Annotated in this window: 20 protein-coding genes and 1 pseudogene; 12 read left to right on the top strand and 9 right to left on the bottom strand. The window is 72.1% G+C overall.

Annotated features, from left to right (window positions below):
- Positions 1-99 (top strand): annotated as a pseudogene (locus TN53_RS44810) (electron transfer flavoprotein subunit alpha/FixB family protein); the annotation flags it as partial.
- A gap of 63 nt (positions 100-162) precedes the next feature.
- Here the strand turns inward: TN53_RS44810 and TN53_RS09725 are convergent.
- Complete coding sequence (locus TN53_RS09725; protein ID WP_420719091.1) at positions 163-1,026, bottom strand: endonuclease/exonuclease/phosphatase family protein; 864 nt, start codon at positions 1,024-1,026, stop codon at positions 163-165.
- Between the two features lie 203 nt (positions 1,027-1,229).
- Between TN53_RS09725 and TN53_RS09730 the strand changes: the two genes are divergently transcribed.
- The 3 genes from TN53_RS09730 to TN53_RS09740 all read left to right on the top strand — a co-directional run bounded on the left by TN53_RS09730 (position 1,230) and on the right by TN53_RS09740 (position 4,694).
- Positions 1,230-2,525, top strand: coding sequence for a DUF6986 family protein (locus TN53_RS09730; protein ID WP_046258052.1), 1,296 nt, complete (start codon positions 1,230-1,232; stop codon positions 2,523-2,525).
- An 18-nt stretch (positions 2,526-2,543) separates the two neighbouring features.
- Complete coding sequence (locus TN53_RS09735; RefSeq protein WP_046258053.1) at positions 2,544-2,795, top strand: DUF7660 family protein; 252 nt, start codon at positions 2,544-2,546, stop codon at positions 2,793-2,795.
- Positions 2,796-2,873: 78 nt separating this feature from the next.
- The gene (locus TN53_RS09740; protein ID WP_046258054.1) at positions 2,874-4,694 is read left to right on the top strand and encodes a serine/threonine-protein kinase; all 1,821 of its coding nucleotides are present in this window, start codon (positions 2,874-2,876) and stop codon (positions 4,692-4,694) included.
- Here the strand turns inward: TN53_RS09740 and TN53_RS09745 are convergent.
- Both TN53_RS09745 and TN53_RS09750 read right to left on the bottom strand, forming a co-directional pair.
- A complete protein-coding gene (locus TN53_RS09745) occupies positions 4,640-5,419 on the bottom strand; it encodes a hypothetical protein (protein WP_046258157.1) in 780 nt (259 codons plus the stop codon). The genes TN53_RS09740 and TN53_RS09745 overlap by 55 nt on opposite strands.
- Positions 5,420-5,681: 262 nt before the next feature.
- Positions 5,682-6,731 (bottom strand): LacI family DNA-binding transcriptional regulator, encoded by a 1,050-nt coding sequence (locus TN53_RS09750; RefSeq protein WP_046258055.1) that lies wholly within the window; start codon positions 6,729-6,731, stop codon positions 5,682-5,684.
- A gap of 194 nt (positions 6,732-6,925) precedes the next feature.
- On the opposite strand from TN53_RS09750, the gene TN53_RS09755 reads away from it, so the two are divergent.
- From TN53_RS09755 to TN53_RS09765, 3 genes are all read left to right on the top strand, one after another.
- Positions 6,926-7,873, top strand: coding sequence for an ROK family protein (locus TN53_RS09755; RefSeq protein WP_046258056.1), 948 nt, complete (start codon positions 6,926-6,928; stop codon positions 7,871-7,873).
- 439 nt (positions 7,874-8,312) lie between these two features.
- Positions 8,313-8,504, top strand: coding sequence for a hypothetical protein (locus tag TN53_RS09760; RefSeq protein ID WP_046258057.1), 192 nt, complete (start codon positions 8,313-8,315; stop codon positions 8,502-8,504).
- 138 nt (positions 8,505-8,642) lie between these two features.
- Entirely contained in the window at positions 8,643-9,683 is a 1,041-nt protein-coding gene (locus tag TN53_RS09765) for an NUDIX hydrolase (protein WP_046258058.1), read from the top strand.
- A gap of 279 nt (positions 9,684-9,962) precedes the next feature.
- On the opposite strand, the gene TN53_RS09775 is transcribed toward TN53_RS09765, so the two are convergent.
- On the bottom strand, positions 9,963-11,318 hold the full coding sequence (locus TN53_RS09775) for a dipeptidase (RefSeq protein WP_046258060.1): 1,356 nt from the start codon (positions 11,316-11,318) through the stop codon (positions 9,963-9,965).
- A gap of 132 nt (positions 11,319-11,450) precedes the next feature.
- On the opposite strand from TN53_RS09775, the gene TN53_RS09780 reads away from it, so the two are divergent.
- Positions 11,451-12,689 (top strand): geranylgeranyl reductase family protein, encoded by a 1,239-nt coding sequence (locus TN53_RS09780; RefSeq protein ID WP_046258061.1) that lies wholly within the window; start codon positions 11,451-11,453, stop codon positions 12,687-12,689.
- Here the strand turns inward: TN53_RS09780 and TN53_RS09785 are convergent.
- Positions 12,679-13,128 carry a nitroreductase family deazaflavin-dependent oxidoreductase gene (locus TN53_RS09785; RefSeq protein WP_095046416.1) on the bottom strand — a complete coding sequence of 150 codons (450 nt, stop codon included), beginning with the start codon at positions 13,126-13,128 and terminating at the stop codon, positions 12,679-12,681. The genes TN53_RS09780 and TN53_RS09785 overlap by 11 nt on opposite strands.
- 147 nt (positions 13,129-13,275) lie before the next feature.
- On the opposite strand from TN53_RS09785, the gene TN53_RS09790 reads away from it, so the two are divergent.
- Positions 13,276-14,007, top strand: a complete 732-nt coding sequence (locus TN53_RS09790) for a TetR/AcrR family transcriptional regulator (RefSeq protein ID WP_046258063.1) — start codon at positions 13,276-13,278, stop codon at positions 14,005-14,007.
- Here TN53_RS09790 and TN53_RS09795 read toward each other — a convergent pair.
- Together TN53_RS09795 and TN53_RS09800 are read right to left on the bottom strand one after the other, a co-directional pair.
- On the bottom strand, positions 13,962-14,747 hold the full coding sequence (locus tag TN53_RS09795) for an AfsR/SARP family transcriptional regulator (protein ID WP_095046400.1): 786 nt from the start codon (positions 14,745-14,747) through the stop codon (positions 13,962-13,964). The genes TN53_RS09790 and TN53_RS09795 overlap by 46 nt on opposite strands.
- Before the next feature lie 26 nt (positions 14,748-14,773).
- Positions 14,774-15,001, bottom strand: coding sequence for a hypothetical protein (locus tag TN53_RS09800; protein WP_046258064.1), 228 nt, complete (start codon positions 14,999-15,001; stop codon positions 14,774-14,776).
- Positions 15,002-15,146: 145 nt separating this feature from the next.
- Here TN53_RS09800 and TN53_RS09805 point away from each other — a divergent pair, with 145 nt between their 5' ends.
- From TN53_RS09805 to TN53_RS09815, 3 genes are read left to right on the top strand one after another with little or no spacing between them, the layout of a single operon-like run.
- Positions 15,147-17,288, top strand: coding sequence for an MMPL family transporter (locus TN53_RS09805; protein ID WP_095046401.1), 2,142 nt, complete (start codon positions 15,147-15,149; stop codon positions 17,286-17,288).
- A 53-nt stretch (positions 17,289-17,341) separates the two neighbouring features.
- Positions 17,342-18,559, top strand: coding sequence for a sensor histidine kinase (locus tag TN53_RS09810; protein WP_095046402.1), 1,218 nt, complete (start codon positions 17,342-17,344; stop codon positions 18,557-18,559).
- Positions 18,556-19,221 carry a response regulator transcription factor gene (locus tag TN53_RS09815; protein ID WP_046258067.1) on the top strand — a complete coding sequence of 222 codons (666 nt, stop codon included), beginning with the start codon at positions 18,556-18,558 and terminating at the stop codon, positions 19,219-19,221. The genes TN53_RS09810 and TN53_RS09815 overlap by 4 nt, the downstream gene beginning before the upstream one ends.
- On the opposite strand, the gene TN53_RS09820 is transcribed toward TN53_RS09815, so the two are convergent.
- Together TN53_RS09820 and TN53_RS09825 are read right to left on the bottom strand one after the other, a co-directional pair.
- Positions 19,182-19,475 carry a DUF6332 family protein gene (locus TN53_RS09820; protein ID WP_046258068.1) on the bottom strand — a complete coding sequence of 98 codons (294 nt, stop codon included), beginning with the start codon at positions 19,473-19,475 and terminating at the stop codon, positions 19,182-19,184. The genes TN53_RS09815 and TN53_RS09820 overlap by 40 nt on opposite strands.
- A 76-nt stretch (positions 19,476-19,551) precedes the next feature.
- A complete protein-coding gene (locus tag TN53_RS09825) occupies positions 19,552-21,033 on the bottom strand; it encodes an MFS transporter (protein WP_046258069.1) in 1,482 nt (493 codons plus the stop codon).
- Positions 21,034-21,077: the final 44 nt, after the last annotated feature.

A 21,077-nucleotide genomic window follows, 5' to 3' on the forward strand; every position in this document is an offset into this window, starting at 1 on the left:
GAGGCCCCGATCTTCGACCTCGTCGACTACGGCGTCGTCGGCGACCTCTTCGACGTCGTCCCCGCCCTCACCGAGGAGATCAACACCCGCAAGGGCTGATCCGCACCCAGGCGTGACGAGGCCCCCGTGGCCGCTCTCCGAGCGGTTCGCGGGGGCCTCCTCTCATGCCAGGGTGAGCGAGGCCTGCACCGGCAGATGATCGCTCGGGAACTGCCCGTCCCGCGCGAAGGTGTTGATCCGGGCGCGGTGGACGGTGGCGCCGGACGTGGCGAGGATCCAGTCGATGCGTTCGCCGCCGGGAGTGAGCGGCTTGTAGCCGTGGAAGGTCGCGTACAGCTCACCGGGGTCGGCCGCGGCGTCCCAGGTGTCGACGAGTCCGGCGCTCAGGAGCGTGTCGTAGGCCTGGTTGTTCCCGGCCGCCGCGTTGAAGTCGCCGGTCACGATGACCGGGGAGGAACGGGCGAGTTCCGCGATCCGCTCGGCGACGAACGACGCGGAACGCTCACGCGCGTACTGGCTCACATGGTCGAAGTGGGTGTTGAGGACGTGGAACTGGCGCCCGCCACGGGCGCGTTCACGAAAGCGGACCCAGGTGACGATCCGGGGGAGGGCGGCTCCCCAGGTGTTCGAGCCGATGCTCCTGGGGGTGTCGGAGAGCCAGTACGTGTCGTGCTCGACGGGGGACAGCCGGCGGTTGTCGTAGAAGATCGCCGTGGACTCGTCGTGGCTGCCGCCCTCGCGGCCGGTGCCGATCCAGTCGTAGTGCGGGCCGAGGTCGGTGTGGATGTCCCGCAGCTGCTGGTAGAGGCCCTCCTGGGTGCCGATGAGTGTGGGGGACTCGCGCCGTAACAGCTCGCGCATCACCGGGCGGCGGGCGGCCCAGCTGTGGGGTTCGGAGGTGCTCGCGAAGCGCAGGTTGAACGTCATGACCTCCATCCGGCGGTTGCCCGACCTGGCGACGGAGGCCGGCATCGAGGCCATCAGCGGCACGGCGACCGCCGCGGCCACCATGGTTCTCAGACCCATGCGGCGCGTCATTCTGTTGGTGTGCGACATGTAATCCCCTCCCGACGGGTCAGGATGAAGGCCCGAACCGGAGTGCGAAAGAGGGCGTCTGGAATGACTGTGGTGACTCATGCTGCGGACGGGTGTTGACCGGCAGGAACTCCACGGATAACTTCGCTCTACGGATTGTTGATTCCGTAGAGCGGAAAATAGGAGGGTGTGGCATGGGCCAGGGCCAGCAGGAGCAGGTGGCGACGAGCCTCGCGGGTGCCGTCAGCGAGGAGATCAGTGCCTCCCTCGCGCCGGTCGACGCCGAGCTGGAGCGCCGCTACCCCGGTGACCCCGGCACCCGCCAGCCCGTCCACACCGTCTACGTCCCCGGTGATGCCTTCGCCGCCGACACCCTGCGCTCCTGGGGCGACCGGGCCCTGACCGCCCTCGACGAACACGCCCCGGACGCCGCGTCCTTCGCCGCCGTACTGGGCCTGTCCGACGAACTCGCCGAACCGGTGTACTCCCGGGTGCGCGCCAAGCTGGCGCGCGAGCCCATCGAGGACCTGCGGGTGGACTTCGAGGACGGCTACCAGGGCAAGGACGAGGACCAGGACGCGGCTCGTTCCGCCCGCCTGATCGCCGAGGCGTACCGGAACGGCACGGCGGCCCCGTACATGGGCATCCGCATGAAGTGCATGGAGACGGCGGTACGCGACCGCGGCATCCGCACCCTGGACATCTTCCTCACCGGCCTGATGGAGGCCGGTGGCCTGCCCGAGGGGCTCGTCCTCACGCTGCCCAAGGTGACCTACGCCGAGCAGGTCACCGCCATGGTGCGCCTCCTTGAGGAGTTCGAGAAGGCGCGCGGTCTCGAGCCCGGCCGGATCGGCTTCGAGATCCAGATCGAGACCAGCCAGTCCATCCTCGCCACCGACGGCACCGCCACGGTCGCCCGGATGATCCAGGCCGCCGAGGGCCGCGCCACCGGTCTGCACTACGGCACCTTCGACTACAGCGCCTGCCTCGGCGTCTCCGCCGCCTACCAGGCCAGCGACCACCCGGCCGCCGACCACGCCAAGGCGATCATGCAGGTCGCGGCCGCGGGCACCGGCGTACGCGTCTGCGACGGCTCCACGAACGTCCTGCCGATCGGCCCGACCGCGAAGGTCCACGACGCCTGGCGCCTGCACTACGGCCTCACCCGCCGCGCCCTGTCGCGCGCCTACTACCAGGGCTGGGACATGCACCCCGGCCACATCCCGACCCGGTACGCCGCAGTCTTCGCCTTCTACCGCGAGGGCTTCGAGCAGGCCGCCGCCCGTCTCGCCCGCTACGCCAACCACACCGGCGGCGACGTCATGGACGAGCCCGCCACCGCCAAGGCCCTCGGCGGCTATCTGCTGCGCGGCCTGGACTGCGGCGCCCTCGATATCGCCGAGGTCGCCCGCCTGACCGGCCTGACCAGGACCGACCTGGAGCGCTTCGCGGCACCCCGGCGCGGTGACCTGACGATCTCCGGCCAGTAGGGCCCGTAGATTGCGGCCATGACGCTCGCACCCGATGACGAGATACGCACCCGCGAGGAACTGGCCGCGTTCGTCCGCGCACTGCACGAGGAGTGTCTCCAGCGGGGTGACGAGTGGGAGAACCGCACCCTCGACACCTTCCTGGAGGCGCTCTCGGCCTGGATCGACGACGCGGGGGGCTGGTACCGGAACTTCGACAAGGACCTCCCCGCCGGGGGCGACTGGACCTTCCTGGCCCGGGCGCTGCGTGCGGCGACCGTCTACGAGTGACGGGCGGCACCCGAGGAGCCGTGCGTGACGGATTAGTCTGGGCGACACGCACGGACGGGCCACAGGAACGGGGCGACGGTGTCATCGGGGGAGAACGGGCGGACGGAGGAGACCGGCCGAGTGCTGGCCGGGCGCTATCGCGTCGTGGCGCAGCTCGGCCGGGGCGGCATAGGCGTGGTCTGGCGGGCCGTCGACGAGGTCCTCGGCCGTGAGGTCGCCGTCAAGGAACTGCGCACCTACACCGACTCCGAGGGCCCCGAGCTCGCCGGCCTGCGGCTGCGCATGCAGCGCGAAGCCCGCGCCGCCGCCCGGGTGCGCCATCCCGGCGTCGTCGCCGTCCACGACGTGACCGAGGTCGACGGCCGCCCGCTGATCGTCATGGAGCTGGTCGACGGCCCCTCCCTGGACGACGTCCTGCGCGAGCGCGGCACCCTCGACCCGGCCGAGGCGGCCGGGATCGGCGCCAAGGTCATGGACGCGCTGGCGGCGGCCCACCGCGTCGGCGTCCTGCACCGGGACGTGAAGCCCGGCAACATCCTGCTCGACCGGTCGGGCCGGGTCGTCCTCACCGACTTCGGCATCGCGACGATGGAGGACCCGGGCGACGGCTCCGCCACCCACCTCACCCACAGCGGCGAACTCGTCGGCTCCCTCGACTACTTGGCACCCGAACGTGCCCAGGGCGCCGACCCCGGCCCGGCCTCCGACATCTGGGCCCTGGGCGCCACGCTGTACGCCACGGTGGAGGGCTCCTCGCCCTTCCGCCGCACGTCCACGTTCTCCACCCTCACCGCGATCGTCACCGAGCCGCTTCCGGAACCCGGTCGCGCGGGAGCGCTCGGGCCCGTGCTCCGGCGGCTGATGGACAAGCGGCCCGAGGGCCGCCCGGAGGCGGAGGAGGCGCGGGAACTGCTGCAGGCGGTCGCGGACGCGGGCGGCACGGATTCACCGACGACGACGCTGCGGGGTACGGCGGGGGCCGGGTCGGCGGAGACGGAGCGCGGTGTGCCCTCGGTGCCGCCGGGGTTCGGGCCGGTGACGCCGATCGCTCCGGCAGGACAGGGCTCTGCGACGGGTGGACCGGGCTCGGAGGGCTTCGGCCCTTCCGGCCAGGGTGTCCCCGCCCCGCAGGGTTACGGTGCTCCCGGCCACGCGGGTCCGTCTGCGCACGGCTTCGGAGCAGCCGCCCGGGGACCGCTGGACCCGGCTGACACCGGACCCGTGGACACCACCCGGCCCTCCCGCGGCAAGGGCCGGATGCTCCTCGCCGCGGCGGCCGTCACCGTCGTCCTGGCGTCGGCCGGCGTCACCGTCGCCCTGCTGAACAACAGCGGCGACAAGGAGACGGGCGCGCGACCGGCGGCGTCCGCCACCGGCATCGGAGCCACCTCCTCGGCGAGCGGCCGGGGCGGCGCCGTCCGCACGGGCGACCCCAAGCCCACCGGGAAAGAGGACGAGAAGACCCCGACGGCGACCGGGTCACCGAGCCGCACGACCGAGAGCACCCCCACGGGTCGAGCCACCACGTCCTCCCCGACGAAGACCTCGGGCGGCGGCGACGGCGGGACCTCGGGCGACGGTGGCGCGACGGGCGGCGGTGGCGCGCCGACACTCGCCCCGGCCTGCTCTTCCACCGGCGGGGGCAAGTACAACTGCACGGTCTGGAAGACCGCCGACTCCTACACCGCCTCCGGCACGAAGGTCGGCATCCTCCACGCGGGCACCAACTACTTCTACTGCCAGCAGAATTTGGGCCGCCGGGTGACGGACGGCGAGTGGACCAACGTCTGGTGGGCCAGGACGGACGACGACAGCGGCAACACGAATGTCTACGTCAGCGACGTCTACATCAAGGGCGGCGACAACGACGAACCGGTGCCGGGGCTCCCGGTCTGCTGAGCCCGCACGTGGCGCTCCAGGCCGGAGGAGGTCACCAGCTTCTCCTCCTTGAAGAGCCGCGTGCCCTGCCGGCACAGTCCTCGGTCGGCCCGTGCCCGGGTACAGAACTCCTCGGGCGTGACCCCGAACAGTTCCCTCAACCGGGCGGAGCCGACGAGGAGTTCGGTGAGCAGCGCCCGCTGGCCCGGGTGGGTGCGGGGGGCGCCGGTGCCGTCGTGGAGGACGCCGTGGCGGTTGACGTACACGTACACGCCCGGGAGTCGCGTGCCGTCCGCCAGCTCGATCCGTACCTCGGGGGAGGGCAGCCAGACACGCTGGTAGTTGCCGGTCGGCAGCGGTACCCCCTCGCTCGCGTCGACCACCGCCAACTGCTCCGCGTCGAGCCAGGTGACGAACAACTCCCGTACGGCAGCGGGTGCGTCGACCGGCGATGCCGACACATACCCCAGCAGGCTCACATGCGCGGAGACGCCGACGTCGATGCCCGTGACACGGGTCCGCACCATCGGGATGGGGGAGGTGATCCCGTACTCGGCCATCTTGTGGCGCAGTTGGGCCGGGCTGGCGTTGGAGCCGACGGCGAGGACGGGGGCGCGGCCCTCGTGCAACAGCCGGTCCAAGGGCAGGAGACGGTCCCCGTCCAGGAGCCCGGAGTCGGCCGGCCAGGCACCCGGGTAGCGCAGCGGATGATCACGCGGCGCCTCGGCCAGTCCCAGGGCCTCCAGGGTGCGGGCGTCCGGGGCGGGGCCACAGTCTCGTACGCCGCTCCGGCGGCCGGGCGCGACCGAAGACAGCCGCGAGGGGCGCTCCGACGCCGAACCCGGCTGTGACGCAGAGCCCACGTGTCCGTCCAGGGTCGGCTGGGGCTGCCGTGGTTCGCCTGGCGTCGCCTCGGGTGCCGGGCCCGGCTGTGACGGACCGTTCGCGTGATCGTCCGGGACCTGTTCGGGCTGAGCTGCCTCGCGGGTGCGCCGCTCCATCGGCCGCTCAGTCCGCCGGCGGCAGTTCGCCCGAGCCGCGGGTGATCAGGCGGGTGGGCAGCTCGATGCGTTCCGGGACGACCAGGGTGCCGTCGAGCTGGCGGAAGAGGCGCTCGGCGGCGGTGCGGCCGAGCGCTGCGGCGTCCTGGGCGACGACGGTGACGCCCGGCTGGAGCAGGTCGGCGAGCTCGATGTCGTCGAAGCCGACCAGGGCGACGCGGCGGGGATGCTCGGCGAGGACGCGGATCACGGTGACCGTCACCCGGTTGTTGCCCGCGAAGACCGCGGTGACCGGCGTCGGCCCCGAGAGCATCTGCTCGGCCGCCCGGCGCACCCGCTCGGGGTCCGTGACGCCGAGGGACATCCAGGCGTCCTCGACCGGTATGCCCGCGTCCTCCATGGCGGCCCGGTAGCCGCGCAGCCGCTCGGCGGCGGTGTGGATGCGGGGCATGTCGCCGATGAAGCCGATCCGGCGGTGCCCGTGGGCGATGAGGTGGGCGACGCCGTCGCGGGCGCCGCCGAAGTTGTCGGAGAGGACGACGTCGGCGTCGATCTGTCCGGCCGGACGGTCCACGAACACCGTGGCGACGCCCGCCTTCAGTTCGGGCTCCAGATACCGGTGGTCGTCACCGGCCGGGATGACCACCAGGCCGTCCACCCGCCGTGCGCAGAGCGCCAGGACCAACTCCTGCTCACGCTCCGGGTCCTCCGCGCTGGAGCCGTTGATCAACAGGGCGCCGTGGGCACGGGCCACCTCCTCGACGGAACGGCTCAGGGGCCCGTAGAAGGGGTCCGCGAGGTCCTCCAGGACCAGCCCGATGCTGGCGGTGCTGCCCTTGCGCAGCACCCGCGCGCTGTCGTTGCGGCGGAAGCCGAGCGCGTCGATGGCCTCCTGGACCCGGCGCTCGGTCTCCGGTGTGACGCCCGGCTCGCCATTGACCACACGGGAGACCGTCTTGAGGCCGACCCCGGCGCGCGCGGCCACGTCCTTCATCGTCGGACGGTTGCCGTAACGCGAGGCGGAGAGGCGGTCTGCGCGGCGGGTGGAGTCGGGCACGATGCGGCGTCCTGTTCCTGTCGTCCGAGAAAGGTGCGGCGTCCATGATTTTGTATGAGGATGTGGCGTCGAGCATAGAGCCTGGACAACGTTGTCAGATGCGGGGGACACTGTCCACCGTAATCTCCGGTTCCGTGCCCCCACCCCGGGATCGGCCCACCCTTGCTCATGGTTGACCGGGAGATCACACACTGATGCACACCGACCTCGTGGCCGCGCTCGACATCGGCGGCACCAAGATCGCCGGAGCGCTGGTCGACGACCAGGGCCGGATCCTGGTGCGAGCCCAGCGCGCCACGCCCGCCAAGGAGGACGGCGAGACCGTGATGGGTGCCGTCGAGGAGGTGCTCGGCGAGCTCACCGCGTCGCCGCTGTGGGGACGTGCCTCCGCCCTCGGCATCGGCAGCGCGGGGCCCGTGGACGCCTCCGCGGGCACCGTGAGCCCGGTGAACGTGCCGGGCTGGCGCGACTATCCGCTGGTCCGGCGGGTCCGGGAGGCGACGGGCGGGCTGCCTGTCGAGCTGATCGGCGACGGCGTGGCGATCACCGCGGCCGAGCACTGGCAGGGCGCGGCCCGCGGCCACGACAACGCGCTGTGCATGGTCGTCTCGACGGGCGTCGGCGGCGGTCTGGTCCTGGGCGGCCGTCTGCATCCCGGGCCGACGGGCAACGCGGGCCACATCGGCCACATCAGCGTGGACATCGACGGCGACCCGTGCGCATGCGGTTCGCGCGGCTGTGTGGAGCGCATCGCGAGCGGTCCGAACATCGCCCGCCGGGCTGTCGAGAACGGCTGGCGCCCCGGCCCCGACGGCGACACCTCGGCGGCGGCGGTCGCCGCCGCCGCCCGGGCCGGCGACCCGGTCGCCGTGGCCTCCTTCGAACGGGCCGCCCAGGCCCTCGCCGCCGGCATCGCCGCCACCGCGACACTCGTCGAGATCGACATCGCCGTGATCGGCGGCGGTGTGGGCAAGGCGGGCGACGTCCTCTTCACGCCGCTGCGCAAGGCCCTGACCGACTACGCCACCCTGTCCTTCGTACAGCGTCTGGTGGTCACACCGGCCCAGATGGGCACCGACGCGGGTCTGGTGGGTGCGGCGGCAGCCGCGCTCGCGAAGCGGACGGACGTGGCCCCGGTCTGACGGGTCCTCGGCAGGAACGTTCACTCGCCGGCCGGACCCGCCGGGCGACTGTCGGGTCCGGTATCGGCCACCGGAGCCGGCCGACCGGATTCAGCGGGCCTGCTCGCCCCGCAGGCAGTGCCGGCCGAGCCCGTGCCGAACGGTGAGCAGCCGCTGGGGACGATGCCCGGGGAGCGGGCCGACAGCGGGCTGATGCCCGGCGAGGGTCCCACGACCGGTCCGATGCCCGGCGAGGGGCCGGGCGCCGACCCGGGGCATGGGGGACTCCGCAGCCGGCCGAAGCCGGGAAAGGTGCCTGGCGAGGAGTGAGATCCGGCAGACCCACGAGTGCCCGGACCCTGGCGCCGCCGCGCGCCGGACCCGGGCACTCGCGTCCGCACGCCGGGCGCATTCGTCGGTGTTCCCGTGACTCCCGGTCGCCCGTGCCGTTGATCCGGGCATGAAGAAGCGCACCATGCTCGCCATCGCCACCATGGCCACCGGTTTCGTCGTCGCCGCTGTCACCCCGTCGCACGCGCTCGGGGACGACCTGCCCGACCTCGACGTGGACAAGACCGTCAGCACGCTCGGCGACACGATCGCCAGCGACAGCCTCTCCGTCGACGACACCGCCCTCGGGCAGAACGGCTGAGGCCGACCGGAACACGGCGCCGGCACCCCTCGCGTCAGGGGGTGCCGGCGCCGTCGTATGCGCCCCCTCAACTGGGGCTGGTTTCCGTGGCAGGGTGAAGCGGGCAAGCCTCAGGGGGCCAACAGAAGAGGGGGAACCGTGATCGTCTGGATCAACGGTGCGTTCGGTGCGGGGAAGACCACCACCGCACGAGAACTGATCGACCTGATCCCGAACAGCACGCTCTTCGACCCCGAGGTCATCGGCGGAGCGCTGACGCAGCTGCTCCCGCCCAAGCACCTCGCCGAGGTCGGCGACTTCCAGGACCTGCCGATCTGGCGACGTCTCGTGATCGACACGGCCGCCGCCATGCTGGCCGAGCTCGGCGGGACCCTCGTGGTCCCCATGACCCTGCTGCGCCAGGAGTACCGCGATGAGATCTTCGGTGGCCTCGCCGCCCGCCGGATCACGGTCCGGCACCTCCTTCTCGCTCCGGCCGAAACGATCCTGCGGGAGCGAATAGCCGGGCGGGAGATCCCGCCGGACCTGCCCCACGGCGACATACGGATACGGCAGTCGTCGTACGACCACATCGAGCCGTACCGCACCGCCCTCGCCTCCTGGCTGACCGCCGACGCCCACCCCGTCGACAACGGCGCCCTCACCCCGCACGAGACGGCCGTCCGCATAGCGGAGGCGGTCGGATCCGGTTCCGTACCCGTCTGCGACATCGTGCAGACCCCCGAACCGACCGCCGAGACCCTCGCCGCCGGAGTCCTCCTCTTCGACGAGCGGGACCGGGTGCTGCTCGTCGACCCCACCTACAAGGCCGGCTGGGAGTTCCCCGGCGGCGTCGTCGAACCCGGCGAGGCCCCCGCACGGGCCGGTATCCGCGAGGTCGCCGAGGAGACCGGGATACGGCTGGAGGACGTGCCGCGGCTCCTCGTCGTCGACTGGGAACAGCCCCGGCCGCCCGGCTACGGCGGTCTGCGCCTCCTCTTCGACGGCGGCCGCCTCGACTCCGCGCAGGCGGGGCGGGTGCTGCTGCCCGGGCCCGAACTGCGGGACTGGCGCTTCGTCACCGAGCAGGAGGCCGCCGACCTGCTGCCGCCCGTCCGCTACGAGCGGCTGAGGTGGGCGCTGCGGGCCCGGGAACGCGGGGCGGCGCTCTATCTGGAGGCGGGTGTTCCGGCGCCCTGATCCCAGGAGTCGTACGGCGGGGCCGTCAGCCTGCTCACCTCCTGGAACCTCCTGCTGAACCCGTCCATCGCCGCCGCCGTCCGCGCGTGCCGGGCGATGACATCGGCGGCGGCCTCCGGGACGCCCTGCGGCCGGGCGCCGTCGGCGCACGCGCGGATGAAGGCTGACCGTTGATCGCCGCGGTGGCCGTACAACTCGGTGACCAGCCACAGGACCAGGTACAGGGAGGTGTACGCGCGGTCGTAGGGGCGATGGCGGTCGAAGAACTGTCCCGGTCGCTCAGCTCGCCGCGTAGTTGCGCAGGAACAGTGCCTCCGCGACCGAGAGGCGCTCCAGCTCCTGCGGGGACACGCTCTCGTTCACCGCGTGGATCTGGGCCTCCGGCTCGCTCAGGCCGATGAGGAGGATCTCGGCGTGCGGGTAGAGGGCGGCGAGGGTGTTGCACAGGGGGATGGAGCCGCCCTGCCCCGCGTACTGCATCTCCTGGCCCGGGTAGGCGACCGACATGGCCTCGGCCATCGCCGCGTACGCCGGGCTGGTCGTGTCGGCGCTGAAGGCCTGGCCCTGGCCGATCTGCTCGGTGCGCACCCGGGCGCCCCACGGGGTGCGCGCCTCCAGGTGGGCCTGGAGCAGCTTGGTCGCCTCGGCGGCGTCGACGCCCGGCGGCACCCGCAGGCTGACCAGGGCGCGGGCGCCCGCCTGCACGGACGGGGTGGCGCCGACGACCGGCGGGCAGTCGATGCCGAGGACCGTGACGGCCGGGCGCGCCCAGATGCGGTCGGCGACCGTGCCGGAGCCGATCAGCTCGACGCCGTCCAGGACCTTCGCGTCCTTGCGGAACTGCTCCTCGTCGTACTGCAGTCCGTCCCACCCGGTCTCGGGGGCCAGACCGTCGACCGTCGTCGAACCGTCCTCGGCGCGCAGCGAGTCCAGTACGCGGATCAGCGCGGCCAGCGCGTCGGGCGCCGCGCCGCCGAACTGGCCCGAGTGCAGGTTGCCCTGGAGCGTGTCGACCTGCACACGGACCAGGGTCATGCCCCGCAGGGTGGAGGTGACCGTCGGCAGCCCGACCCGGAAGTTGCCCGCGTCGCCGATGACGATGGTGTCGGCCTCCAGGAGGTCCGGGTGTTCCTCGGCGTACCGCTCCAGACCGCCCGTGCCCATCTCCTCGGAGCCCTCGGCGATCACCTTGACGTGCACCGGCACGCCGCCGTTGGCCTTCAGTGCGCGCAGGGCGAGCAGGTGCATGATCACGCCGCCCTTGCAGTCGGCGGCACCGCGTCCGTACCAGCGGCCGTCGCGCTCGGTCAGCTCGAACGGCGGAGTGGTCCAGGCGGCCTCGTCCAGCGGCGGCTGCACGTCGTAGTGCGCGTAGAGCAGGACCGTCTTCGCGCCGGCGGGGCCCGGCAGGTAGCCGTAGACCGACTGGGTGCCGTCCGGGGTGTCGAGCAGGGCCACGTCCTGGAAGCCCTCGGCGCCGAGCGCGTCGGCGACCCAGCGGGCGGCACCCTCGCTCTCGCTCCTGGGGAACTGGTCGAAGTCCGCCACCGACTTGAACGCCACCAGTTCGGTGAGCTCCGCCCGCGCCCTGGGCATCAGCGAGGCGACGGTCTCGGCGACCGGATTCGACGACATGGGCACGCTCCTTGTAGGTGCGACGTTGTACATGTGGGTACGGAGATCCTCCCACAGTGGCCTGCGACGATGACGGTCGTAGGATGCGGGAGGCAGGTGCGGCAACGGGCTTGATCGGAGCAGTAGACCATCGTGACCAGCGAGAACTCTTCGGCGGACGACGCGCAGCAGGTGTGGGACGTCGTCGTGGTGGGTGCGGGGCCGGCAGGCGCCTCGGCCGCGTACGCGGCGGCGGTGGCCGGCCGTCGTGTGTTGTTGCTGGAGAAGGCGGAGCTGCCGCGCTACAAGACGTGCGGCGGCGGCATCATCGGCCCCTCTCGCGACTCGCTGCCGCCCGGCTTCGAGCTGCCGCTGCGGGACCGGGTGCACGCGGTGACCTTCTCGCACAACGGGCGCTTCACCCGGACGCGTCGCTCCAGGCAGATGCTGTTCGGGCTGATCAATCGATCCGAGTTCGACCACCAGCTCGTCGAGCACGCCCAGAAGGCCGGCGCCGAGCTGCGCACGGGCGCCGCCGTCCAGCGGGTCGAGCAGCACGGGACGGCGGTGCCGGACCGGCGTACCGTCGCCGTGGTCCTGCAGGGCGGCGAGACGGTGCTCGCGCGGGCGGTCGTGGGCGCGGACGGCAGCGCCAGCCGCATAGGAGCACATGTCGGGGTGAAGCTCGACCAGGTGGATCTGGGCCTGGAGGCTGAGATTCCGGTGCCGGAGACCGTCGCCGAGGACTGGCAGGGTCGGGTGCTCATCGACTGGGGGCCGATGCCCGGCAGTTACGGCTGGGTCTTTCCCAAGGGCGACACCCTCACGGTCGGGGTGATCTCGGCGCGCGGTGAAGGGGCCGCGACCAAGCGGTACTTGGAGGAGTTCATCGGGCGGCTCGGCCTCGCCGGGTTCGAACCGAGCATCTCCTCCGGGCACTTGACCCGCTGCCGGGCCGACGACTCGCCGATGTCCCGTGGCCGGGTGCTGGTGTGCGGGGACGCGGCGGGACTCCTGGAGCCGTGGACGCGCGAGGGCATCTCGTTCGCACTGCGTTCGGGGCGGCTCGCGGGGGAGTGGGCGGTGCGGATCGCCGAGGCGCACGACGCCGTGGACGCCCGGCGTCAGGCCCTCAACTACGCGTTCGCCATCAAGGCGGGGCTGGGCGTGGAGATGAGCGTCGGCAAGCGGCTGCTGATGGCGTTCGAGCGCCGCCCCGGCCTCTTCCACGCGGCGCTGACCGGGGTCCGGCCGGTCTGGAGGGCGTTCATGGAGATCACCCGCGGGTCCACGACGCTGGGTGAGCTCGTCCGCGGCCGTCCCATGGTCCAGCGTGTGCTGACCGCGCTGGACCGTCGGCAGGTACCGGACGGCGACGAGGTCACTTCCTGACGGTGATCCGGAAGACGGGGTGGTCCTGGGCGGCCGCGGCGATCTCCTCGTCCGAGGACTTCGCGGTGACCCCCTGGAAGTACTGGTTGACCTCCCAGCCCCACTTCTCCAGGTAGGTCCGCAGGATCGCGAGCTTCTCCGTGTCGGGAAGCTCCACCGCGGTGAACTCGCGGACCTTGCGGCCGATCCGCAGTTCCCCGCCGCCGGCCACGCGCATGTTGCGCACCCACTGGGAGTGGCCGCGGGCCGAGACCAGGTACTGCTCGCCGTCGTACGTGTGCGGGTTGACCGGGATGCGCTGCATCTTGCCGCTCTTACGGCCGCGCACCGACATCTCCGCCATCCCGGCCAGGCTGAGGCCGTGCCGGGCCAGCCAGCCGAAGACGCTGTTGAAGCGGACGTTGAGCGGGCTGCCCTTGAGGTAGTACGGCTGCGACATGCTGACCCCCATCGGATGGAGAGCGGTGCTCTCGCTGTGCCCTCAGTCTGCGGCAGAACGGTGCTCCAAAGCAAGAGCAGCGCTCTCTTTTTTGTTCGGCGCTCTCGTTTGTGTGCACTGCTCTGCATTCATGGGAGACTGGCTCCCATGAGCACCGCACACGGCGCCCGTGCCCGGGCCAGGATCGAAGTCACCGCGGCCATCAAGGACGCGGCGCGCAGACAGCTCGCCGCCGACGGTGCCGCGAAGCTCTCGCTGCGGGCCGTCGCACGTGAGCTCGGCATGGTCTCGTCCGCGCTCTACCGGTACTTCCCGAGCCGTGACGACCTGCTCACCGACCTCATCATCGATGCCTACAACTCTGTCGGCGAGAGCGCGGAGGCGGCGCACGACAAGGCCGCGGGCGCCGGGCCGGTCGAGCGCTGGACCGCGGCGTGCGAGGCGGTACGCGGCTGGGGACTGCGGCATCCGCACGAGTACGCGCTGATCTACGGCTCGCCGGTGCCCGGCTACGCCGCGCCCGACACCACCATCCCGGCCGCCGCCCGTGTCGGTCTCGTCTTCATCGGGATCGTCCGCGACGCCCACCAGGACAACGCCCTGAGCGAGCCCCCGCTGCCGACCGAACTGCGCCCCGAAGCCGAGCGGATGGCCGCCGACCTCGCCCCGGACCTGCCGCCCGGGTCGATGGCGGCGCTCGTCGCGGCCTGGGCCCAGCTGTTCGGGCTGGTGGGGTTCGAGCTGTTCGGGCAGTTCAACCGGGTCGTCGAGGACCGCGACACGTTCTTCCGGCAGGCCGCGACCCGACTCGCCCACGGGGTGGGGCTGGTGACTCAGCCGACCGGCACCGCCGGCGAGGGCAGCAGTTCCGGGTCCTGACGCAGCACCCGCGCATGCAGGGACCGCAGCGCCGGTCCCGGGTCCGCCCCCATCGCCTCCGCGAGCCGCTGCCGGGCGCCCTCGTAGGCGGTGAGCGCGTCGGAGGAACGGCCGAGGCGGCACAGGGCGAGCATCAGCAGCTCGACCAGCCGCTCGCGCAGAGGGTGCGTCGCCACGAGGCGGACCAGCTCGTGGATGTACTCGAAGGAACGGCCGAGCGTGATCTCGCCCTCCAGCCGCGCCTCCAGGACCGTGAGCCGCTTCTCGGCCCAGCGCAGCCGCTCCGCCGCCAACCAGGGTGCCCGCACGCCCTCCGCGAAGTCACCGCGCCACAACTCCTCGGCCCGACCCGCCAGTTCGACCGCCCGCCGCACCTCACCGGCATCCCGCGCGATGAGCGCCTCGGCCACCATGAGCCGCCGCTCGGCCAGGTCGCCGATGACGGCACCGGTCAGCCGGTACCCCGTGCCGGTCCACTCCAGCAGCACACCGTCCCCGAGCGCGCGGCGCAGCCCGGAGACGTACTTCTGCACGAGGTTGCGTACATGCACCGGCGGCGCCCCGCCCCACACCGCCTCGACCAGCCCGTCGTACGACAGGGTCCGCCCCTCCTGGAGCAACAGCACGGCGAGAACCGCGCGCTGCTTCGGCGGGCCCAGCGGGATCTCGGTGCCGTCGCGCAAGGCCCGTAGCGGGCCCAGCAGTTCGAAGCGCACGGTCCCGGCAGTCCCATCACCCATGCGTCGAGCCTAACGCCGCCCGAGCCTCAGTCCGGGATGACCAGACCCCGCTCGCGCAACTGCGGCAGGCAGATCTTCAGGCAGGACTCGACAGAGACGGCGTCCGTGCGCACGAGCAGGTCCTCGTGGAACGGGGCTCCGTTCGCGACGAAAGTCCACGGCTTGACGCCGTCGCGCATCCGTTCGGCATCGGCCTTGAACAGGACCGTGACCCCCTGCTCGGCCAACGCCTCCATGATCCGCACGATGTCCACCGCGGCTCCCTCGTTACCCGTCCTCGACCAGGGGGCAAAGCTACCCCTTCGCCGTCTTCCAGTGGATCTTCCAGCGGGTCTTCCAGCGAGCGGGCGGACGGTGAGCGGGTCACTCGATCCAGAACTCCCCTGGAAGGGCTGCCCCATGCTCACCCGGCTCGGCCGTCTGGCGGTGCGGCGCAGTCGCGCCGTGCTGATCGGCGCACTTCTCGTCCTGTTCGGTCTCGGCGCCTACGGTGCGGGCGCCCAGGAGGATCTCGATCTGTCGCGCTGGAGTGCGCCCGGCACCGAGTCGGTGCGTGCCGGGGACCTGTTGCGTGACGACTTCGGCACCGGGAACCCCGATCTCGCCCTCCTGGTCACGGCACGCGACGGTGACGTGGACAGTGTGCGCACCGAGCGGGCCGCGCGTGAACTCCTCGTGGAGGTCGCGGAGTTGCCGCTGGTCATGGACGTGACCTCCTACTGGGACGCCGGCAGTTCCGCCCTGCGCGGCGAGGGCGGGCGGCGCGCCCTGATCCTCGTTCACCTGGCGGGCGACGCCACCGAGATCCGCGAGGAACTGGCCGCCCTCTCGCCCCGGTTGACCCGCACCACCGCCGAGCTCGACGTCCGTGTCGGCGGGCAGGAGGAGATCTCCCGGCAGGTCGGCGAGGAGGCCCGAGCCGACTTCCTGCGGGCGGAGGCGTTCGCCCTGCCGGTCGTGGTGCTTCTCCTGATCCTGGTCTACCGGCGCACCGCCGCCGCTCTGCTCACGGTGGCCGTCGGTCTGTTGTCCGTCCTCGGCGCGCTCGCGGGTCTGCGCCTGCTGGCGCAGTTCACGCAGGTGTCGACGTTCGCCGCGAACCTGGCCCTTGTGCTCGGCCTCGGACTGGGCGTCGACTACGGCCTGTTCGTCATCAACCGCTACCGCGAGGAGCGCGCCGCGGGCCGCGACCGGGAGGCGGCCGTCCTCGCGGCGACCGTCACCGCCGGCCGCACGGTCGTCTTCAGTGGGATCACCGTCGCCGTGTCCCTGTGCGCGCTGCTGGTGTTCCCGTTCTTCTTCCTGAGCTCGTTCGCCTACGCCGGGGTCCTCGTGGTGCTCTGCGCGGTCGCCGGGGCCGTGCTCGTCCTGCCGGCCGCGCTCGCCCTGTGGGGTCACCGCGTGGAACGGCCCACCGCACTGGCCTCCGGTTTCTGGCACCGCACCGCGCTGGCGGCCATGCGTCGCCCGCTCCTCGCCGGTGCCGGAGTCCTCACGGTCCTCCTCGTCGCCGCCGCACCCCTGCTCGGCCTGCGCTTCGGCCTCCCCGACGAGCGCACCCTCCCCGCGGGCACGTCCTCGCGCACCACCTCCGAGATCGTCCACCGCGAGTTCGCCGCCGAACCCACCGACACCGTCCAGGTCGTCCTCACCGAACCCGCCGACACACGCGCGTACGCCGCCCGGCTCTCCCGCGTCCCCGGCGTGCACCAGGTCGACGCCCCCGACGGCACCTACCGGGACGGCCGGCGCACCGGAGCCCCCGGCCAGGACCGGCTGACGGCACCGGACGGACGCGCGCGCCTGGCCGTCGTACCCACACAGGAGGCGATGTACGGGAACGTCCCCGCCCTCGTCGAACGCATCCGGGACACCGCCGCCCCGGCCCCCGCCCTCGTCGGCGGCTACCCGGGCGAGACCACCGACTTCCGCGCCACCCTCCTGGACCGGCTGCCGTTCGCCGTGGGCCTGGTCCTGGTGGCGACGTACGTGATCCTCTTCCTGATGACCGGCAGCGTGCTGCTGCCGCTGAAGGCGACCGTGCTCAACCTGCTCAGTCTGTCGGTGATGTTCGGCTGTCTGGTCTGGGTCTTCCAGGACGGACACCTGTCCGGGCTCCTCGGCTTCACCCCGACCGGCTCGATCGAGCCGAGCATCCCGGTGCTGATGTTCTGCGTGGCGTACGGGCTCTCCATGGACTACGAGGTGTTCCTGCTGGCCCGCATCAAGGAGGAGCACGAGCGGACCGGCGACACCGAGCTCGCGGTCGGTGAGGGCATCCGGCGCAGCGCACCGCTGATCACCGCCGCGGCCGGGATCCTCGCGCTGTCCTTCCTGTCGTACGCCACCGGAGGTGTCGTCTTCCTCAAGGAACTCGGTGTCGGGACGGCCCTGACGATCCTCGTCGACGCCACCCTCATCCGGGTCGTCCTGCTGCCGGTGACGATGCGGCTCGCGGGGCGGGCGAACTGGTGGGCGCCGAAGCGGCTGCGGCGGCTGCGGGTCACGGAGGGCGACGTACTTCGCGGGGAGTACGTGTGATGACCACGCCCGGCTGACGTCTCGGGCGGCGGGCGGCGTCTAGCGTGGCGGACATGGATGAGCAGCGGGTGTCCGGAGGTCTGTGGTGGCGGCACGGGCCGCCGTGGTGGCACCACTGGGCCGAGGCGGAGCGCGCCTCGCGGTGGCCCTGGCTGTCCACCGCGCTGATCACGGTCTTCGTTCTGGGCGGATCCCGCTTCGCCGCCGAGGAGCAGCTGGAGCGGGCCCCGCTCGACACCTTCGCGCGCGTGCTGCTCGTCGTGGCGGCCGGACTGCTGCTGTGGCGCCGGCGGTACCCGGTGGTCGTGGTGTTCGGCACGGCGGCCGCCACGATGCTCTACCTGGGCGCCGGATACCCCTACGGACCGGTCTTCGTGACCTTCGCCCTGGGCTGCTTCAGCGCCATCGTCGCGGGACATCGCAAGGCCGCCTGGACGGCACTCGGCCTGCTCTGGACCGGGCATGTCCTGGTGGCCCACTGGTTCTACCAGTGGCTGCCGCCGTCCGGGGACGAGGCGGCCTCCTGGGGCTCGGAGGGGGTGGTGGGCGCCTGGGGTGTCGCCATCGTGGCGCTTGCTGAGCTGGCCCGGACCCGCCGTGAACAGTGGGCGCGGGAGCGGGCCGAGCGTGCGCAGGCGGCGCGACGGCGCGCCGACGAGGAGCGGCTGCGGATCGCCCGCGAACTCCACGACGTCCTCGCGCACAGCATCTCCGTGATCAATGTGCAGGCCGGCGTCGGCCTCGCCCTCCTCGACAGCGACCTCGAACAGGCCCGCACCGCGCTCACCACCATCAAGGCCGCCAGCAAGGAGGCGCTCGGCGAGGTCCGCCAGGTCCTCGACACCCTGCGCACCCCCGGGGACGCGCCCCGCGCGCCGGCCCCCGGGCTCGACCGGCTGCCGGAACTGGTGGAGCAGGCGGCGAGCGCGGGACTGACCGTGGAGATCGAGGGGGAGGCCCCGAAACTCGCGCCGGGTACGGATCTCGCCGCGTTCCGTATCGTCCAGGAGGCGCTCACCAATGTCGTACGGCATTCGGGATCGCGGCACGCGCGCGTGCACCTCGCTCATGACGACGGGACGACGCTACGGCTCCGTATCGACGACGACGGGCCCGCGACCGGCGCCGACGCGGGCGGCGGCGGCAACGGGCTGGCCGGAATGCGGGAGCGGGCCGCGGCCCTGGGTGGCACGATCGAGGCCGGGCCGCGTCCCGACGGGGGCTTCCGGGTGCTCGCCGTACTGCCCCTCACAGTGAAGGAGAACCGGTGATCCGTGTACTGCTCGCCGATGACCAGTCGCTTGTCCGGGCCGGATTCCGGGCACTGCTCGACGCGCAGCCGGACATCGAGGTGGCCGGCGAGGCCTCCGACGGTGAGGAGGCGGTGCGCCTGGTGCGTGAACTGCGCCCGGACGTCGTCCTGATGGACATCCGCATGCCGGTGCTCGACGGTCTCGCCGCGACCCGCCGGATCACCGACGACGAGCGGCTGCCGGGCGTCAAGGTGGTCATGCTCACCACCTTCGAGCTCGACGAGTACGTCTTCGAGGCGATCCGCTCGGGAGCCTCGGGGTTCCTGGTCAAGGACACCGAGCCGGAGGAACTCCTGCGCGCGGTAAGGGCGGTGGTGGAGGGGGACGCGCTGCTCTCGCCGGGGGTGACCCGGCGCCTCATCGCCGAGTTCGCGGCCCGTTCCAAGGAGCCCGCGACGGCCGACGCGCTGGCCCGGCTCACCGAGCGGGAGCGCGAGGTGATGGCCCTGGTCGGTATCGGCCTGTCCAACGAGGAGATCGCCCGGCGCCTGGTGGTCAGCCCGCTCACCGCGAAGACCCACGTCAGCCGCACGATGGTGAAGCTGGGGGCCCGTGACCGGGCCCAACTCGTGGTGCTGGCCTACGAGTCGGGGTTGGTGCGGCCGGGCTGGCTGGGCTGAGCCACCCCGTCCTCGCGCCGGAAGCGCAGCAGCACACTGAGGACCCGGGCCACGAACAGCACCGGTGTCAGCGCGAGGGCCACGTGCATCAGGAGCTTCTCCACCGTCCGCGGCAGCTCGAAGAGCAGCGCCGGACCCGCGAGCGCCCCGAAGACGACAGCCGCCGCGAACGCCGCGCTGAACAGCGCGTATCCGATCTCGACGGTGATCGCGTCCCGCGCGGCCTGATCCCGTCGTCCCCCGTATGCGGTCATACGACGAGTCTCACAGCCGTGCGCCCGACGGAGCAAGCACTCCGCCGGGCGCACGACAGGGGGAGGCGTCCCCCTCTCAGTCGCGCACGGTCACGCGCTCCGCCTCCTCCTGGGATGTGGACTTGACGACCACGACGGTCTTCTGGCGGGGCCGGACCCGCAGTCCGGTCAGCGAGATCAGCAGGCCCGCGACCGCGACACCGGTGACCACCGTCAGGCCGGGGAGGTAGCTGTCGAGGACGGCCTGGGGTGAGGCGTTCTCCGCGGGGGCGTTCGCCGTCAGCACCGCCGTGACCACGGCCAGGAAGAGCGCGCCGCCCAGCTGGACCGAGGTGTTGAGCAGACCCGAGACCATGCCCTGCTCGTGTTCGTCGACGCCGTTGGTGGCCTGGACGTTGAGGGAGGGGAAGGTCAGCGCGAAGGCGGCGCCGACGAGCAGCATGGTCGGCAGGATCACCGACGCGTAGACCGGGTCGAGGTCGATGCGCAGGAACAGCAGATAGCCGACGACCATCAGCGCGAAGCCGGCCACGATGAGCCGCGGGGTGCCGAACCGGTCGATGACCGTGCCCACCTTGGTCGCGGACAGCGCCACCAGTGTGCCCGCCGGCAGGAAGGCCAGCGCGGTGTGCAGCGCCGACCAGCCGAGCACCTGCTGCATGTAGAGGGTGACCAGGAACTGGAAGCCGATGTAGCTGCCGAGGAACGTCAACGCCCCCAGCTGGGCCCGGACTTGGGGACCGGAACGCAGGACGCCGAGCCGGATCAGCGGGCTGGGGCTGCGTCGTTCGACGGCCACGAAGGCGGTCAGCAGGACGGCGACGGCCAGGAAGGACAGGATCGTGCGGGTGGAACCCCAGCCGACCTCCGCCGCCTGGACGACGGTGAACACCAGCAGCAGCATCGAGGTGGTCCCGAGGACGGCGCCCGGGATGTCGTAGCCGCCGGTGCTCTTCTCACGTTCGCTGCGCGGCAGCAGCTTCAGGCCCGCGATCAGGGCGATCAGGGCGACGGGGGCGGGCAGCAGCATGGTGTAGCGCCAACTGGCCTCCGTGAGCAGGCCGGAGAAGACCAGGCCCATCGAGTAGCCGGTGGCGCCGCAGGTGGTGTAGATCGACAACGCGCGGTTGCGGAGGGGGCCTTCGGCGAAGGTCGTGGTGATGATGGACAGGCCGGCGGGCGCGGTGAACGCGGCACTCAGGCCCTTGATGAACCGGCTGGCGATCAGCAGCGGCCCGGAGTCGACGAGCCCGCCGAGCAGCGAGGCGACCGCGAAGACACCGAGGGCGACGAGGAACACCTGGCGCCGGCCCAGCAGGTCGGCGGCACGACCGCCGAGCAGCAGCAGGCCGCCGTACCCGAGGATGTAGCCGCTGACGATCCATTGCAGGGTCGAGGTCGACAGACCGAGGTCGGCGCCGATGGACGGCAGCGCGACGCCCACCATCGACACATCGAGCGCGTCCAGGAACATCGCGGCGCAGAGCACCAGCAGCGTGCCCCACAGTCGGGGAGTCCAACGCCCGTCGGACGCCGGGGTGTTGAGCGGAGAGGTCATGACGGAGACACTACATGCGCATGCATCGAATGCAAGCGCATTTA

This window comes from Streptomyces sp. WM6386 (assembly GCF_000972385.1).
Classification (GTDB): domain Bacteria; phylum Actinomycetota; class Actinomycetes; order Streptomycetales; family Streptomycetaceae; genus Streptomyces.